At 68.8% G+C, this 14,820-nt stretch carries 10 protein-coding genes and 5 pseudogenes; 7 read left to right on the top strand and 8 right to left on the bottom strand.

Annotated elements, in window-relative coordinates; all coding sequences use genetic code 11:
• Position 1 precedes the first annotated feature (1 nt).
• Positions 2-1,537: a hypothetical protein gene (locus WJ438_RS37285; protein WP_406729090.1), complete on the bottom strand. Its 1,536-nt coding sequence runs from the start codon at positions 1,535-1,537 to the stop codon at positions 2-4.
• 281 nt (positions 1,538-1,818) lie between these two features.
• Here WJ438_RS37285 and WJ438_RS37280 point away from each other — a divergent pair, with 281 nt between their 5' ends.
• On the top strand, positions 1,819-2,913 hold the full coding sequence (locus tag WJ438_RS37280) for an IS630 family transposase (RefSeq protein WP_406729089.1): 1,095 nt from the start codon (positions 1,819-1,821) through the stop codon (positions 2,911-2,913).
• Between the two features lie 7 nt (positions 2,914-2,920).
• On the opposite strand, the gene WJ438_RS37275 is transcribed toward WJ438_RS37280, so the two are convergent.
• The gene (locus WJ438_RS37275) at positions 2,921-3,298 is read right to left on the bottom strand and encodes a DUF4267 domain-containing protein (protein ID WP_406729088.1); all 378 of its coding nucleotides are present in this window, start codon (positions 3,296-3,298) and stop codon (positions 2,921-2,923) included.
• A 113-nt stretch (positions 3,299-3,411) separates the two neighbouring features.
• Here WJ438_RS37275 and WJ438_RS37270 point away from each other — a divergent pair.
• Positions 3,412-3,992: pseudogene (locus WJ438_RS37270) on the top strand (TetR/AcrR family transcriptional regulator).
• A gap of 102 nt (positions 3,993-4,094) precedes the next feature.
• Here WJ438_RS37270 and WJ438_RS37265 read toward each other — a convergent pair.
• Positions 4,095-4,526, bottom strand: a complete 432-nt coding sequence (locus tag WJ438_RS37265) for an SRPBCC family protein (protein ID WP_406729087.1) — start codon at positions 4,524-4,526, stop codon at positions 4,095-4,097.
• A 254-nt stretch (positions 4,527-4,780) separates the two neighbouring features.
• A pseudogene (locus WJ438_RS37260) lies at positions 4,781-4,930 on the bottom strand (DUF2267 domain-containing protein); the annotation flags it as partial.
• Positions 4,931-4,988: 58 nt separating this feature from the next.
• On the opposite strand from WJ438_RS37260, the gene WJ438_RS37255 reads away from it, so the two are divergent.
• Positions 4,989-5,699 (top strand): IS6 family transposase, encoded by a 711-nt coding sequence (locus tag WJ438_RS37255; RefSeq protein WP_406729086.1) that lies wholly within the window; start codon positions 4,989-4,991, stop codon positions 5,697-5,699.
• A gap of 542 nt (positions 5,700-6,241) precedes the next feature.
• On the top strand, positions 6,242-6,979 hold the full coding sequence (locus WJ438_RS37250; protein ID WP_406729085.1) for a PP2C family protein-serine/threonine phosphatase: 738 nt from the start codon (positions 6,242-6,244) through the stop codon (positions 6,977-6,979).
• 304 nt (positions 6,980-7,283) lie between these two features.
• On the opposite strand, the gene WJ438_RS37245 is transcribed toward WJ438_RS37250, so the two are convergent.
• Positions 7,284-7,928 carry a protein-L-isoaspartate(D-aspartate) O-methyltransferase gene (locus WJ438_RS37245; RefSeq protein WP_406729084.1) on the bottom strand — a complete coding sequence of 215 codons (645 nt, stop codon included), beginning with the start codon at positions 7,926-7,928 and terminating at the stop codon, positions 7,284-7,286.
• Between the two features lie 397 nt (positions 7,929-8,325).
• On the opposite strand from WJ438_RS37245, the pseudogene WJ438_RS37240 reads away from it, so the two are divergent.
• Both WJ438_RS37240 and WJ438_RS37235 read left to right on the top strand, forming a co-directional pair.
• Positions 8,326-9,538: pseudogene (locus WJ438_RS37240) on the top strand (transposase); the annotation flags it as partial.
• A 228-nt stretch (positions 9,539-9,766) separates the two neighbouring features.
• A complete protein-coding gene (locus tag WJ438_RS37235; protein ID WP_406729083.1) occupies positions 9,767-11,110 on the top strand; it encodes a UDP-glucose dehydrogenase family protein in 1,344 nt (447 codons plus the stop codon).
• A gap of 179 nt (positions 11,111-11,289) precedes the next feature.
• Here the strand turns inward: WJ438_RS37235 and WJ438_RS37230 are convergent, their stop codons facing one another.
• Both WJ438_RS37230 and WJ438_RS37225 read right to left on the bottom strand, forming a co-directional pair.
• Entirely contained in the window at positions 11,290-11,946 is a 657-nt protein-coding gene (locus WJ438_RS37230; RefSeq protein WP_406729082.1) for a hypothetical protein, read from the bottom strand.
• 127 nt (positions 11,947-12,073) lie between these two features.
• A pseudogene (locus WJ438_RS37225) lies at positions 12,074-13,223 on the bottom strand (IS630 family transposase).
• A gap of 430 nt (positions 13,224-13,653) precedes the next feature.
• Between WJ438_RS37225 and WJ438_RS37220 the strand changes: the two are divergent.
• Positions 13,654-14,151: a DUF1877 family protein gene (locus WJ438_RS37220; protein WP_406729081.1), complete on the top strand. Its 498-nt coding sequence runs from the start codon at positions 13,654-13,656 to the stop codon at positions 14,149-14,151.
• A 324-nt stretch (positions 14,152-14,475) separates the two neighbouring features.
• On the opposite strand, the pseudogene WJ438_RS37215 reads toward WJ438_RS37220, so the two are convergent.
• Positions 14,476-14,819: pseudogene (locus WJ438_RS37215) on the bottom strand (transposase); the annotation flags it as partial.
• Position 14,820 lies beyond the last annotated feature (1 nt).

Genomic DNA, 14,820 nt, shown 5'->3' with positions numbered 1-14,820 from the left:
GTCAGCCGGTCAACCCCGCCTCCCACTTGCGCCGCTGAAGGACGTAGTCGCTGAAGAGGTGCCGGGCCCGGTCCAGCAGCTCGCCCACTTCCGCCTCCCCGCGCGGGGTGTCCGCTCCCGGATGCCAGCGTTGCACCGACTGCCCGGCCCACGTGCGTAGCTTGTAGTCCGGATCGTCCAGCAGGGCGACCGCGGCCCGCAGCCCTATGAGGTCGCCGCGCGCGTCGAGCAGCCGGAACGCGGCGACCCGGACCGGCCGGGACTGCTCGGCGCCGAGGCGCGTCATCAGCAGCCCGTCGGGCAGTGTCCCGGCGAAGGGAAGCAGCGCGGTGGTCGTCTCCCGTACGACACCGGGCGCCGGGTCGTCGAGCAGCGGCAGCAGCCGGGTCACATCGGTCACGTCCAGTATGCGCAGCCCGGCCACCGCCCGTGCCCGCACCGCCGGTGCCGGATGGGTGAGCAGTGGCCGCAGCAGCTCTGCGTCCGCGCGCTCCCCGCACTCCGCCAGCCCGATCACGACACCGGGCGGCACCGCCGGGCCGGCCGGGTCCGCGCACTGCTTCCGGTACCAGGGCAGCGGGTCCATCCCGTGCTGCCGTACGACATACCGCGCACAGGCCCGGACCACCGCGGACCGGTCGATGAGGAATCCCACCGCCCGCCCGGGCCGTCCCGCCCGTCGCAGCGCAGTGACCCCGGCCGACCGCGCTCGGGGATTGCGCGCGCCCAGCAGCGCTTCCAGCACCTCGTCCCAGTCGCCTCCGTCCGTCATGGTGGCCAGGGCGGCGTCGGCGCACAGGCCTTGGACGACCGCGTCGTCGTCCCAGGCCGCGCGGCGGGCCAGCTCGCCGGGGGAGAGGAGCCCCTCCTCGACGGCCAGCCGGAAGGCGAACCGACGTACCGCGCGGTCGGTGTGGGTGTGCAGGGGCAGCAACCGCTCGCGCGGTGCCCGTCGGAGCACGCCGTCGAGCAGTTCCAGCCCGAAGGCGCCCCGGTCGCGCCGACCGACCCGCAGGATCAGCGGCGCGAGGACGACCGCGGTCTCCACGTCGAGCCTCTCGCCCAGCAACCGCCGGGCCCGCTCCCGCACGGGCATCACCCGGTCACCAGCACGTATGACGAGCAGCGGCAGCAGTACGGGATGCCCCGCGACCCCCTCCAGAGCGGCCTCGCGCACCCGCCCGTCCGGATGGCACAGGGCAAGAGCGAGCCGGGCCCGCGCATCCTGCCCCGAGCTCCCGGCCGGGCGGCGGAAGCGGGCGCTGACCCAGCGGCGGAGGCGGTCGGACCGATCGGGTGCCGGGTGCCGGGAAGACGTCTCCGTCCGCGGTGAGGCATCGGCGGCCGTGCCGGAGCGAAGCACCGCGGTCCGCTCTTCCTCCGGCAGCAGCGCATGTCCGTACCGGAGGACCTGCCGGACGCCCACGTCGAACGCGGTCCAGGCGCGGGGGTCGGCGGTGTCCAAAGCCTTGGTGAGGGGCGTCCCCCGGATCAGGCGGACCGCCGCCGTCCCGCCGCTTCCGATGCCGTCGTCCATGCTCGCCCCACCCCTGCCGACCTGCTGCTTCGAGCGATCGTAGAGGTGGGGCGACGGAACGTCGCGGGAATTTGGAGCGGTACGGACGCATGCACCCGCGCGCCCAGTGCGAGTCGGCATGAGTGTGTCGGTAGATCTGCAGACCATGTCAGTGGCTCCTTGAAGGCATTTGACCTGCAGCGTTGTGGATCTAGTGGCTCGTCTCGCATCGTTGGGTGGGTAATCGACGTCCCGTCTGATGGTCAGCAGACTGTCCCCAGTACTTGATCTTGGAGGTGGTCGTGGGACGTCGACCGAGTGTGTTCGTCCGTCCGGTCAGCAGGGAGGAGGGCCGCCGCCTGCAGCGGATCAGCCGGACCGCGAAGGACCCGGTTCGGCTGCGCCGGGCGATCGTGGTGCTGATGTCCGCCCAGGGCCAGACGGTCAAGGACATCACCTCGCTGATGCAGGTCGGCGAGGACGACGTCCGCGATGTCATCCACGCCTTCAACGAGCGGGGGTTCGACGCGCTGGACCCAAAATGGAGCGGGGGACGCCCCAGGGCGATCAGTGAGCGGGTGCGCGAGCACATCTGCCTGATCGCCCGGACGTCCCCCGCCGACTGGGGCCTGACCGGCTTTACCACCTGGAGCTTGTCCAAGCTCGCCGACCACCTGGTCCAACGGCCCGTGGTTCCGAGAATCAGCCGGGAGACGCTGCGCCGCATCCTGCGCTCCGGCAAGGTCTCCTGGCAGGCCACAACCACGTGGAAGGTCTCTACCGATCCGGACTTCGTCGCCAAGATGCACCGGATCCTCGCGCTGTACGACACCCCGCCGACCGACGGCCGGGTGACATGCGTCGACGAGATCGGCCCTCTCAACCTCCAGCCGCAAGGGCAGGTCCTGGCGTCCGGTCGGCAAGCCCGCCGGCTGCGGGCCACCTACCACCGGTACGGCGAAGTGATGCACATGCTCGCCGCGCTCGACCTTGCCACCGGCACGATCTACTACAGGATTCGGAAGCGTAAGCGGTGGCGAGAGTTCCTCGGCTTGCTCAAGGCCCTGCGCTCGCGCTGGCCCGGAGAGAAGCTGTACGTCGTCCTGGACGACTTCTCCCCGCACAAGCATGCCGAGGTCCGCAGCCGGGCCGCTGACAACGACGTCGAGTTGGCCTTCCTGCCGACCTACGGCTCCTGGCTGAACTGGGCCGAGTCGGAGTTCGCGGCCCTGCGCTACTTCGTCCTCAACGGCACCGACCACCGCACCCACGAGGAGCAGAACGCCGCGATCGCGGCCTACGTCCGCCGACGCAACGCCCGCGCCGAACCGAAGACCAACTTCGCCCTGGACTCACCCATCCGTCAGTGGACGCAATACCCGGCCCAAGCGGCGTGACAAGCGGTTACGCGACGAGCAGGAGCACGCTGATCGCCAGCATCACCACGGCGGTGGTTCCGTGGATGCCGTAAACGGCCGCCCTGGGCCCGTTGCTGCGCAGCACGATCAGCGCGTCGCCGACGGGTATACCGGTGGCGGCCAGCATGAACCAGCCCAACAGGTGGGGTGTCGCTCCAGCCAGCAGGATGAAGATGAAGAGCCCCGAGGCTATGTCGCGCACGGCCTTGACGGACAGCCAGGCCTGGAAGTTCCGGTCCTCGGTCGGCGTGCCGGAGATGCCAAAGCCGACCGCGGCCTGAGGTGCCCAAAATGCGCGTGCGCCGACGAAGATGATGCCTGCGCCGATCAGTCCGGTGAGCACGTTGGCGACGTTGGTGAGCATGGGTTGCTTCCCCTCTCGGTGGCGGCGCCCGCAGCGATTTCTAGCGGCGCTAGTAGTGCTAGCGACGATAGACCTAGCCGCGACAGGATGTCTAGCGTTGCTAGGATGCCGTCATGTCCGCCATCAACGAGCGCCGTGAACGTGAACGCGCCCACCGTCATCAGCTGATCATCACGGCCGCGCGCGAACTCGCGGAGGCCGAAGGCTGGGAGGCGGTGACGACGCGACGGCTGGCTGAACGCGTCGAGTACAGCCAGCCGGTGCTGTACAGCCACTTCGACGGCAAGGACGCCATCGTGAGCGCCGTCGCCATCGATGGCTTCAGCGGACTCGCCGCCCACCTGCGCCGCGCCCGGCAGGCCGCCCCAGAGCCGGGCAGGCCCTGCGCGCCGTCTGCCGCGCCTATCTGGAATTCGCGACCGAGCGGCCTGCCCTGTACCAGGCCATGTTCGTCCTGCCCACCGACGTGAAATTCGCGAGCGCCGAGACACCACCCCCGCTACGGGCCGCTTTCGGCGAGTTCGTCAGCTGCTTTTGCCTGGACAACGAGCGACGCGAACTGTTCGCCGAAGTCACCTGGAGCGCATTGCACGGCATGGTTGTCCTGTCCGACAGCGGCCGCATCCCCCCGGACGGCCAAGAGGAACGGCTCGATTTCCTCGTCACTCAGATCGCCGGCATCCCAGCGGGCTGACCACGCGACAAGAGCAATGGAAAGGCCAAGGATCTGAGCCGAGCTACTAGCTGTTAGCTGTGCGCTGACCTGCCGGGTACCGCAGCGGGGCCCGCCTGCTGTTCACCGCCCTTGTTCCACGTACTCCTTGAAGTGCTCGAGATCGCTGCGGACGAGGCGTTCTATCGCGTTCGCCTGGGCGAAGCCCTTCGGCCCGCCGAAGGTGTCCCTGATGGTGCCGGGCTCGTACTCGAGCCGTGCCTGGACCCGGGTGTGGTTTTCGTCGATCGACCGCAGGGAGAAGGAACCCGTCAGGTCGGGAGCACCGGTGGTATGCCACTCCATCACGTGCTCCCCCTCGCGGTCGGAGACTTCGGCCTCGAATTCCCGGGACCGGCCGCCGGCCTCGACGCCGAGATGCGCTCGGCCTTCTGTCTCCGTACGGGCGTCTCGCAGTCCGTCCACGAAGCGCGGATAGTTCTCCACCCGGTGGAGACTGTCCCATGCCTTGCCGATCGGAACTCCAACGTCAACGTGTTGTTCGAGGGTGCTCATGGCCCACCTCCACGTCCGGCTCATATGCGTATGTGGCTCTCTGGTTCCAGTATGCGTCGGCACCGACCGGTCGACCGAAACACGAGACGGGGCTGAGGGTCACCATGTGACCGGTCGAGGAGGTCGACTGGCTACAGCACGGATCCAGTGACGTCGAAGGCGACGTCGCCGGGCACATCGGTCAGGGCTTGCTGTGCGCTCGGCTGCCGCGGTGGGGTGCGGATGCCGACCGGCGACGGGCCACGCCTGAGCGGTTAGCTCAGGATTGGCCTGCCAAACAACTCCGCGCAAGATTCAGGTAGTTGAGACAGCAGATGATCGACTTGCCTGTCGGAGGCCGCGTCGGCGACGGTGGACAGCACTGCGCTCGTGTCCCACTCCGCAGTCCGCGGTCGGGCACTGTCACGTTGGCTGACCGGGTGGGATGATCTTCTGGTCGGTCATGCCGGGGAGGGATCATCCATGGACAGCGCGTCGCCGTCGTACCAGGGGCACCGGTACCCGGTGGAGATCATCTCCCACTGCGTGGGGCGGTATGTCCGCTTCCCGCTCGGCTTCCGCGAGGTCGAGGTGCTCATGCCCGGGCGCGGCGTGCTCGTGTCTTACGAGAGCGCCCGGCGCTGGTGCACCACGTTCGGGCAGGCCCGCGCCGACGGCCCGCGCCGCCGACCCGACCCGGGGGGCAAGTGGCACCTGGACGAGGTCTTCCTCGAGATCAACGGCGAGCGGCACTACCTGGGGCGGGCGGTGGACCAGCACGGGAACGTGCTGGACATCCTGCTCCGGTCGAGGCGCGACGCCAAGGCCGCCAAGCCGTTCATGGCCAAGCTGATGAAGGAGCACCGGGTGCCCCGGGCGCTGGTCACCGACAGGCTCCGCTCCCACGGCGTGGCCCGCCGGGAGCTGATGCGCTCGGTCGAGCACCGCTCGCACCAGGGCCTGAACCACCGGGCGGAGAACTGCCACCAGCCCACCCGGCGGCACGAACGCGCCAGGAAGGGCTTCCGCTCCGCCGGCGCAGCGCAGCGGTTCCCGGCCGCCTGCAGCGGCATCCCACCCCACTTCCGCCCCCACCACCTGATGGCCGCCGCCGTCCCCCGCGCCGAGACGACCCTCCGCTTCGCGATCTGGGACCGGATCACCGGTGCCGCCGCCATGCCCACCGCGGCCTGACCCGAAATCGCCACCCGGCCCCACCACGCCCCGGCCCGCCGTCAGACAGTCACGCACCCCACAACGTGACAACGCCGGCTGAGCGCGTCGCGGACAGGGATCTTCCCCTTGCGGTCTGTCCGTGCATCCGTGCCTGCGCCTCACCGGCTGCCGCACCTCCGTCGCGGGCGGTGCGTGACACCGATACCCGGAAGCGGTCAGGAGGTTCAAGAAGCGGCGGAACGACGAGCGGCCGCTGCGTCGGCGGTGCGCCCCGTGGGAAGAGGCTCGTTGCCCGCGCAGGCTCCTCCGTGTCCCAGCCCTGTCACATTCATGCTATTGCCGATGAAGCCGACTGGCAGCCGCACCACTGCCCGGCGTCACGGGCATGGCCGAATCGCACGCGGAAGCGGCCGCTGCGGCCGAGATGCACTGCCGAGTGGGCCACTTGAGAATGGTCACGGCACGATCCGGCCTCGGATGCACTGCCTGGCACCCGCCCCCAGGGCAGACGGTCACGGGTCACGCACCCATCGGCCCGTATGGAAAGGCGGTGGCATCCGATGACGTACGTCGCTGTGAGTGCGCTCAGCCATCCAGGACTGGTCCGCGACCGGAACGAGGACAGCCTCGTCGTCGGGCCGTGGACACCGTGCGCCACCGTCACCGAGAACCCGCAGACGCTCGTGTTCCCCCTCGGTACGCCGCTCGTCGTCGCCGCCGCCGACGGGCTCGGCGGCCAGCCCGGCAGGGAGGTGGCCAGTGCCCTGGTCGTCCGCCGACTCGCATTGACCGGGCCTGTCCTGACCGATGAGAACGGCGTCCGTGAGGCATTGCACGCCTGCAACCGCGAGGTGTACGCGGCCGCAAGCGGAGACGGACCGGCCACGATGGGCACGACCGTCGCGGGCGCCGTCATACTGCCCCGATCGCTGCTGGCGTTCAACGTGGGCGACAGCCGGGTCTTCGCCGCATCCCGGGACGGACTGCTCCAGGTCAGCGTGGACGGCAATCCCCGACCGGGCCAGGGCAGCGCATCACTTCCCTCGTGCCCAGGCCCTCGGCGGCACGGCGGAGTAGCGCGCCATCACCCCCATGTGACCGCCACCCCCGTGGCCCCTGGCGACCGGTACCTGATCTGCACCGACGGCCTGACCGACCCGGTGCCGTACGACGTCCTCGACGGCCTGATGCGGGGGTACGGCGACGGCCGGGCCGCCTTCGAACTGTGGAAGGCCGCCATCGCGGCCGGCGGACCCGACAACATCGCGCTCGCCCTGGCACGCATCGCAAACCAATGAGCCCCGGCTTTGACGGGTTCGAACCGGACGGTGGGGCCGAGGGCGCCCCTCTGATGTGCGGCGAAGGGCACGACATCACAGGGGAACCCGCGTCACCGCTGATTGACGTCAGCGCCCGCTCCTCGCGCTCCGGGGAGTTCTGACGCTTTTGCCCTCGCGGTTGTCACCGGCGCGCTGCCGCCGTATCGCCGCGCGTTCCGGTTGTGTCGGCGTGGACGCAGCCCCAGCCGCGGCGAGCTGACCGTCACCCTCCTCATGTCGCAAGGTCGCCGGAATGTCGGCAATCCGACGCGGTCGGCGGGGCTCAGGAAGGGAAGCCGTACCGTCCTTGCAGGCGGACGAAGTGCGCGGGCGTAAGTATCCGTCGGCGCTCCAGCCCCATCGCGGTGCGCAGAAAGGACACCACCTGCTCCCGGCCACCCGGCCCGATGGGCTGGACGAGGTGGCCACCGAAGCGCAGTTGCTCGGCCAGCGGGGCGGGAACCTCCGGGAACGCGGCGGACACGATGACTGCGTCGTACGGAGCGCGGTCCGGTACGCCACCGCTGCCATCCCCGATGCGCAGCTCGATATTCCGAATGCCCTGCCTGGCGAGGTTGCGCCGTGCCTGCCGGGCGATGTCCGGCCACATCTCGATGGTCACGACATCGGCGGCCAACCGGGCAAGCAGCGCGGTCTGGAAGCCGAGGCCGGTACCGATCTCGAGTACGTGCTCGTCCCCGCTCAAGTCAAGGCCCTCGATCATCATGGCGGAGAGCGAGGGCTGCGTGGTCACCTGTGCGTGCCCGATCGGAAAGGGCACGTCATGGTAGGCATGCGCTTGGTGGCCGGTGGGGACGAATGCCGCTCGGGGCGTCGCTCGTACGGCCTGGAGCAGGCGCTCGTCGCTGATACCGGCCTCTCGAACGGCCCGCACGAGCTCCTCGAACGGATGGGCGGCTTCGGTCATGTCCGCTGCTTTCCGTGTGATGGCCGGAGGGCGAACGTGTCGTCGGGCTCACGGTCGACGGGCCACCGACGGCGTCTCGGCCGCCGGCCAGGGCTTCGCAGCTCAGGCGTACGCCAGCGCCATCCTGAACGAGCGACGGCGCGCCGCCGACGTCCTGACCATTGACGACCTGTTTCTGACATTCTCCAGCGCCTCACCGACGTGCTCAATCCGATCGCTCGGACCATGCCGGACAATCCGCCATGTCCACGCTTGTCAGGAAATGGGGCGACCGGGCCCAAGTGGACGCCTGCCCGCTGCAGCCGACCCGGTGGTGCCGGGCCACGGTCACGGGCCACCGCGCCGCCCGGGGGGCGGTGTCCATCAGCCAGATCACCGTACGACTCACGTTCGAGAGATCGGCGACATCGACATCCTGGTCGCCGCCGGCCGGTCGGCCCCCTTCATGGGCGCCCTCACCGCACTGCACTCCACCGCCGAGGTCATCACACAGGAGGACAAGAAGACCTCGATCCGTACCGTTAAGGGCGTCCAGGTCGACCTGCGCGTGGTGCGGCCGGACTCATGGGGCGCGGGCCAGCAGTACTTCACCGGCTCGAAAGCGCACAACGTCCGCACCCGCACGATCGCCGCCCACCTGGGGCTGAGGCTCTACGAGGACGGCCTGTTCGAGACCGAGGGCGGAAAGCGGGTCGCCTCGCGGTCCGAGGACGAGGTGTACGCCCGGCTCGGCCTGCCATGGATCCCGCCCACGCTGCGGGAGGACCGAGGGGAGATCGAAGCTGGCCTGCGCGGCGAGCTGCCCGAGGTGGTGACGGAGGACGACATCAGAGGCGACTTGTACACCCATATCGACCTCACCGACGGCCTCGCCCACTGAAGGAGATGGCAGCGGCCGCCGGACGGGGCTACGCGTACTACGCGGTCGCCGACCACGCACCGAGCCTCTACATGCAGCGCATGACCGACGAGAAGATCCTCGCCCAGCGCGAGCGGGTGCGGTCACTGGACGGCAGGCACCACGGGATGCGGCTGCTGCACGGCACCGAGCCCGACATCGGCCCGGGCCGGGAGGTGGACTGGCCCGACGAGTTCCTCGAGGACTTCGACATCTGCGTGGCCTTGGTGCGTTCCCACTCCGCATCGGCCGGAAGACGATGACCCGGCGGATCGTACGCGCCTGCGAGAACCCCCGCATCAACGTCATCGGTCACCCCACCACCCGTCTGATCGGCAAGCGGCCGGGCATCGACGCCGACCGGCTCAAGGACACCGACCGCGCGCTCCTCGCGGAACTGACCGGCACCTGCCCCGAGATGACCGCCCCGACCGGGCGTATCCGGACCTTCGCGGACCTCCTGAGCCTGGCCCCGGACAACGCCCGGCACCTCAAGGAATGGATCACTCGTGTCCGCGCCGACGACCTGCCCCACCTGGACGCCTTCACCCGCGGCCTGGAACGCGACCGTGACGCCGTGATCAACGCATTCACCCTGCCGTTCCACAACGGCGGGACCGGAGGCGTCAGCACCATGACGAAACTGATCAAGCACCAGATGTACGGCCGGGTCGGCTTCCGCCTCCTCCGTCACCGGATCCTGCTCAACTGATCCCTCCAGCCGACGATCAACGGCTACGAAAATCATGTTCAGAGCCGAACGATTTACAGTCCCGGCTGGGGCCGTGGTCCGGCGCCCTCGACTCATCTGTTCGAGCGGCAGTCCTCGTGCAGCCGGGACGTGGCCGTTCCCAACGGGTACATGGTGCAGACATCCGTGGCCGGTCCGCCCTCTCAGGGCTGAAAGCCGTGTCACGGCCGGATCCGTTGGAGCGGGCACGTGCGCATCGCCGTCGTGGGCCAGGGGTATGTGGGACTGACCGGTGCGGTGGCTTTGGCGTTGCAGGGTCATTACGTCACCGGCATTGAGCAGGAGAGCGGGCGGCTGGCCCGCCTGCTGGCCGGCGAGGCGCCGGTGTACGAGCCCGGCCTGCCGGAGCAGCTCGCGGCGGCCCTGGCCACCGGACGTCTGCGTTTCGCGGCCGAGCTGGAGCCGCTGCACCGTCAGTGGCCGTTCGAGGTGGTCCTGATTGCCGTCGGTACTCCTCCCAGCGCGGACGGCACGGCTGATCTCTTGCAGGTCCAAGTGGCTCTGGAGGAGGTGGCGGGGCTGCTGCCGCAGCCGTGCACGGTGCTGAAGTCCACCGTGCCGCCCGGGACGAGCCAGACGCTGTTGACTGCCCGCCCCGGCCTGCGCGGCCGCTACGCCTACAACCCGGAGTTCCTGAATCAGGGCAGCGCCCTCGACGACTGGCAAACGCCCGCCCGCGTCGTCGCTGGAACAACCTCACCGGCCTGTCTTGCGGTGCTGCGGGAGATGTACGCCGGCGTCGCCTGCCCGTGGATCGTGACCACTCCGACCAGCGCCGAGATGATCAAGTACGCGAGCAACGCCTTCCTCGCCACGAAGATCAGCTTCGCCAATGAACTGGCCCGGTTGTGCACACTGCCTGATCTGGACATCGACACGGTGATCCAGGGAGTGGGATCGGACCCGCGGATCGGGCACGCGCTGCTGCAGCCCGGCCTGGGCTTCGGAGACTCCTGCCTGCCCAAGGACACCGCGGCGCTGGCTCACTGGGCCGCGGCCCACGGCATCCACACGCCGCTGCTGAACGCGACGATCGACATCAACGCCGCACAACCGCAGACGGCGGTCACCGTGCTGGCGCAAGGACTGGGTCGCGATCTGGCCGGGTGCGAGATCGCAGTCCTGGGGGTGCGCTATGAGCCATGGAGCGATGACCTGCGTGCCGCCCCTAGCCGGACGATCGTGCCGAGTTTGCTGAGGGAAGGGGCACGGGTGCGGGTATGGGACCCGGGGACGTCCCCGGATGAGCTGATGCGCCTCTTCCCTGCAGCCGTGCCGCAGGGCAACCTGCCCGATGCGGTTCGCGGCGCGCACGGCGCGCTGGTACTCACCGAATGGCCCCAGGTGATCGAGGCGGACTGGGTCGGCCTGGCAGAGCTCCTCGCCCCGCCGCGCGTCGTGGTCGACGGCAAGAACTGCCTTCCCGCCCACCGGATGAGAAGCCCTTTTCTGGCATACCGCAGTATCGGCAACCGTCTGCCGAGCGCGGACCCGGTGCCTACAGAGGGCACCAACCCGTTGCCCGGCCCGTGAAAGGCGAGGCACCTCGCGCACCTGAGAGGGCGTTTGACGTAGGCGCATTGCCCCTTATGCACCAAGTGCCGTGACCGCATAGGTTCGCCGGGTTGCCGGTTGGGACGGGTGGCCCGGTGCGCTCTCGCCGCGGTAAGGGCACGATCATCAGCCTGGCCGCGGCTGAAGCCGATCCGCTCCTATGACCGTGGTGTACTGTCCGAGCGCCATGTGGTGAGACGAGGGTGCCCCGGCAGTTCGGCGCGGCCGGTGGCCCACAACAGGGTGAGCCAGGGATCCGCGCCGCCCGGAGCCTCTGGAAACAGACGGGCGAGCACCCGCGAGCAGAGAGCGGAGGGCGGGGTCCAGGCAAGCCCGAGGCCTTCCGCCACATCGTGCATGTGCACCAGCGTTTCCTGCACCCCCAGCGCCGCGAAGCCTTCGGGGTCCGACACCCCGGCGGCGTGGTGGGCGCGGACCCGGGGCGGCGTCGTACGCACCATGGCGACCAGCAGCGCGCCGCACGCCTCCAGCACCTGCACCAGGCCGGCCGGACCCGCATCACGCTCCGCGTAGACGAAGACCATGGGTCCGTCCGGCCTCTTCTGGCTCAACGCGAAAGGCACATGGGTGTCCAGCGGCGGGCTCTGCGGCCCCAGCTGCACGGCGTAGTACAACAGGTCGTTGGCGAGGTGCTCGACGGTCTCCCAGCAGTCCCACTCCAGCGAACCGGCCTTACCGCCCCACCCCTCCGGGGGTGCGTCCCGAAGGATGCCCACGGCGAGCCGCACGGCAAGGTCGACGTCGTCCGCGGTGACGGGAGACAAGACTGATCCGGCTTCGATTGATCGAGACATGACAGCACCGTATCGCGAGGGAAGAGGGCAATCACATCCATGAGGTGCTGCTTCAGCTGGTCGCCGCGGGAGTGCTGGAGCGGCATGAGGAACCGGACGAGCAGTTCCTGTGGTCGGGGCGATGACGTCAGGCCGCCGCTGGTAGAGGTCTACCGCCCCAGCGGACGCCTCGTTCGCTGCGGATGCGTGCGCGTTCGCGTCGCTAGGCGGCCAGGACATCGGGGTGACGGACGTTGTTGTTCCGCCAGCGCAGGTAGGCGTGCAGGGCGCGGGTCTGGACGGTGTGGTTCGGATGGTTGGAGTTGGCCAGCGTGAACTGCCGCAGCGGTCCGAAGTGGGCCTCGATGGGGTTGGCCCAGGACGCGTAGGTCGGGGTGAAGCACAGCTCGACCTTGTTCCGGTCCGCCCACCTGCGGGTTCTCCAGTTCAGGTGGGCGGAGAGGTTGTCGAGGACCACGTAGATCGGGGCGCCGTCCGGACGGGCGGCGCGGATGGACCGCAGGGCGGCCCAGGTGTGGTCGGTGCCCTTGCGACGCCGGTTGATCCCCCACAGCTTGTCGTCGCCGACCGAGTAGCAGCCGTGGAAGTAGGTGGTGCCGTGGGTGCGTCGGTAGGTGGCTGGCAATCGGTCGGGGCGGCTCTGTTCGGCCCAGCAGGAGCCGGCGGTGGGGCGGATGCCCAGTGGCCCGAACTCGTCGAAGGCGAACGTGCGGTCCGGACGTTCGTTGACCGCGTACTCGATCCGTTCCAGCTTGGCGTCGAACGCTGGATCCGGGGATTCCTTCCAGGTCTTCGTCCTCTGGAAGGTGATCCAGCGACGTGCCAGTAACGACCGCAGGGCCTCACGGCCGATCCGGACGGGCCGGGCTATGTTCTTGCGCAGGTGATCGACCAGTTTGCGGATCGACCAGCGGGTGAAGGGTTTGCCCAGCATGGTGGGGCGGGTGGTGGCCGTCTGGATGACGAAGTCCTCGTCGTCACTGCTCAGCAGGCTGGGGGTACCCCCGGGCGGAGCCTGGGGGAGGACGGCCTCCCGCCCACCGAGGGTTGAGGCATGCGAGCCCGATCTCGTTGAAGCGGTGGACCACGTCGCGGACGGTGTCCTCGTTCGCCTGGACCAGCCGCGCGATCACCCGGACCTTGTTGCCGCCATCCGAGGCCAGCAGCATCATCGCCCGCCGAAACCGCACCGAGCTCGTGCTGCCCCGCCGCACGAGTTGCTGAAGCTTCTGCCCCTCTTGCTCAGTCAGCCTCCGGACCTTGACCGGTGGTGCCATCCCGCCTCCCCTGCTGGTTGGAAGTCGTCACTTCCAACCAGCACAACGAGCAACCCGGTGAACGTTGCCGGTCACAGCACTAGCCTCGCGCTTTCGCGAGTGTGGGCGTCCGAGGCTTGATCAAATAAGCGAGGAGTGCCTCTGACCTGGGACGATGGGACTTCTCTAGGGTCCTGTTCATCGTCAGGAAAGCTGCACTCCTCAGGTGAAGATGACGGCTCCATGCCCTGCCGAACCCCGGTTGACCAGCAGCTTCCCGTCCCTCCGAGCAGCATCACCCCACCGGAGCCGTGGAACCCGGCGCCCACTCGACGCGACAGCCGGGCCACCTGCACTCCCGCAGCCAGTCCGCAACAGCGACTCGGCCCGTCGTAGGAACCGACGGGCCGTCATGCAAGATCAAGGCAGGCAGTCACGAGGAGACCGAGACATGAGCTTTCACCTTCACCTTCGAGCGGTGGCAGAAGATGAGATCCGGGACGACCACGCCTCACTGGAGGAGTTCATGGGCGCGGCCTGGGACAACCATGAGACCGAGTACGCGGCAGGCATCGCGGAATCCATAGCCAAGGACTTCGACCCCCTCAACGACCTCTACCTGGCAGGGCCCACGCTCGCCGGCGGGACTTCATCATGGGATCTGCCGGTCTACGGGGGTCGGATCGTCCCCGCCTGCATGGACCAGCAACCGCCATTCGTCATCCTCGACCCGAACCAGGTCGCCACGGTCGCAGACCTGCTCGCCGGGGCCTCCTTCGAAGCTCTCTGGCAGGTGGAGGGGGCCAAACTCACCGCGCCGTACGCCCAGTGGGAGGACCCGGAAGGCGCGGCCAAGGAGAACTACCTTGCCCACCACACCGGCCTTCGGGACTTCTACGGCCGCGCGGCCGCTGCACACCGCGCCGTCGCCAAGGCGTTCTGGTACTAGCCTCGCGCTTCGCGAGTGTGAGTGTCCGAGGCTTGATCAAATAAGTGAAGAGTGCCTCTGACCTGGGACGATGGGACTTGTCTAGGGTCCTGTTCGTCGTCAGAAAAGCTGCACTCCTCAGGTGAAGCTGACGGCTCCATGCCCTGTCGAACCCCGGTTGACCAGCAGCTTCCCGTCCCTCCGAGCAGCATCACCCCACCGGAGCCGTGGAACCCGGCGCCCACCCGACACGACAGTCGGGCCACCGGCATTCCCACGACCAACCCACAACAGCGAAACGGCCCGACGGAAGAACCGACGGACCGTCATGCAAGATCGAGGCCAGTGGGTGCTTCGCCAGGTGGGGTGTTCTCGTCCGTTACGCACTTGGCGAGGTTGTCGATCGACGCGATGTCGACCATCGCTTCGGAACTGACGGGGAGCGTCTCGTAGTCGCGGGCGAGGCGCCGGTGCGTCATGATCCGTCCCAGGCTACGTTCGACGACCCAGCGCCTTTTGACGACACGGAAACCGCGAGCTCCGGGCTGTCTGTTGACGACTTCGACGTCGATTCCGAGATTGGCGCCGTGCTCGACGACGGCCTTCTTCAAGCCGGTGCCGACCCAGTTCTTGGCCTGGTCGAGGAGGCGTCTTCCCAGGGCGCTTTCGGAGAGGCTCGCGGTGGTGACG

The organism is Streptomyces sp. GD-15H, from assembly GCF_045291515.1.
Classification (GTDB): domain Bacteria; phylum Actinomycetota; class Actinomycetes; order Streptomycetales; family Streptomycetaceae; genus Streptomyces.
This window is presented reverse-complemented; position numbering and strand designations above follow the sequence as displayed.

Coding starts and splice junctions, on each gene's coding strand:
- WJ438_RS37285 (WP_406729090.1), bottom strand. CDS start 1,537: ATGGACGACGGCATCGGAAGCGGCGGGACGGCGGCGGTCCGCCTGATC.
- WJ438_RS37275 (WP_406729088.1), bottom strand. CDS start 3,298: ATGCTCACCAACGTCGCCAACGTGCTCACCGGACTGATCGGCGCAGGC.
- WJ438_RS37265 (WP_406729087.1), bottom strand. CDS start 4,526: ATGAGCACCCTCGAACAACACGTTGACGTTGGAGTTCCGATCGGCAAG.
- WJ438_RS37255 (WP_406729086.1), top strand. CDS start 4,989: ATGGACAGCGCGTCGCCGTCGTACCAGGGGCACCGGTACCCGGTGGAG.
- WJ438_RS37250 (WP_406729085.1), top strand. CDS start 6,242: ATGACGTACGTCGCTGTGAGTGCGCTCAGCCATCCAGGACTGGTCCGC.
- WJ438_RS37245 (WP_406729084.1), bottom strand. CDS start 7,928: ATGACCGAAGCCGCCCATCCGTTCGAGGAGCTCGTGCGGGCCGTTCGA.
- WJ438_RS37230 (WP_406729082.1), bottom strand. CDS start 11,946: ATGTCTCGATCAATCGAAGCCGGATCAGTCTTGTCTCCCGTCACCGCG.
- WJ438_RS37220 (WP_406729081.1), top strand. CDS start 13,654: ATGAGCTTTCACCTTCACCTTCGAGCGGTGGCAGAAGATGAGATCCGG.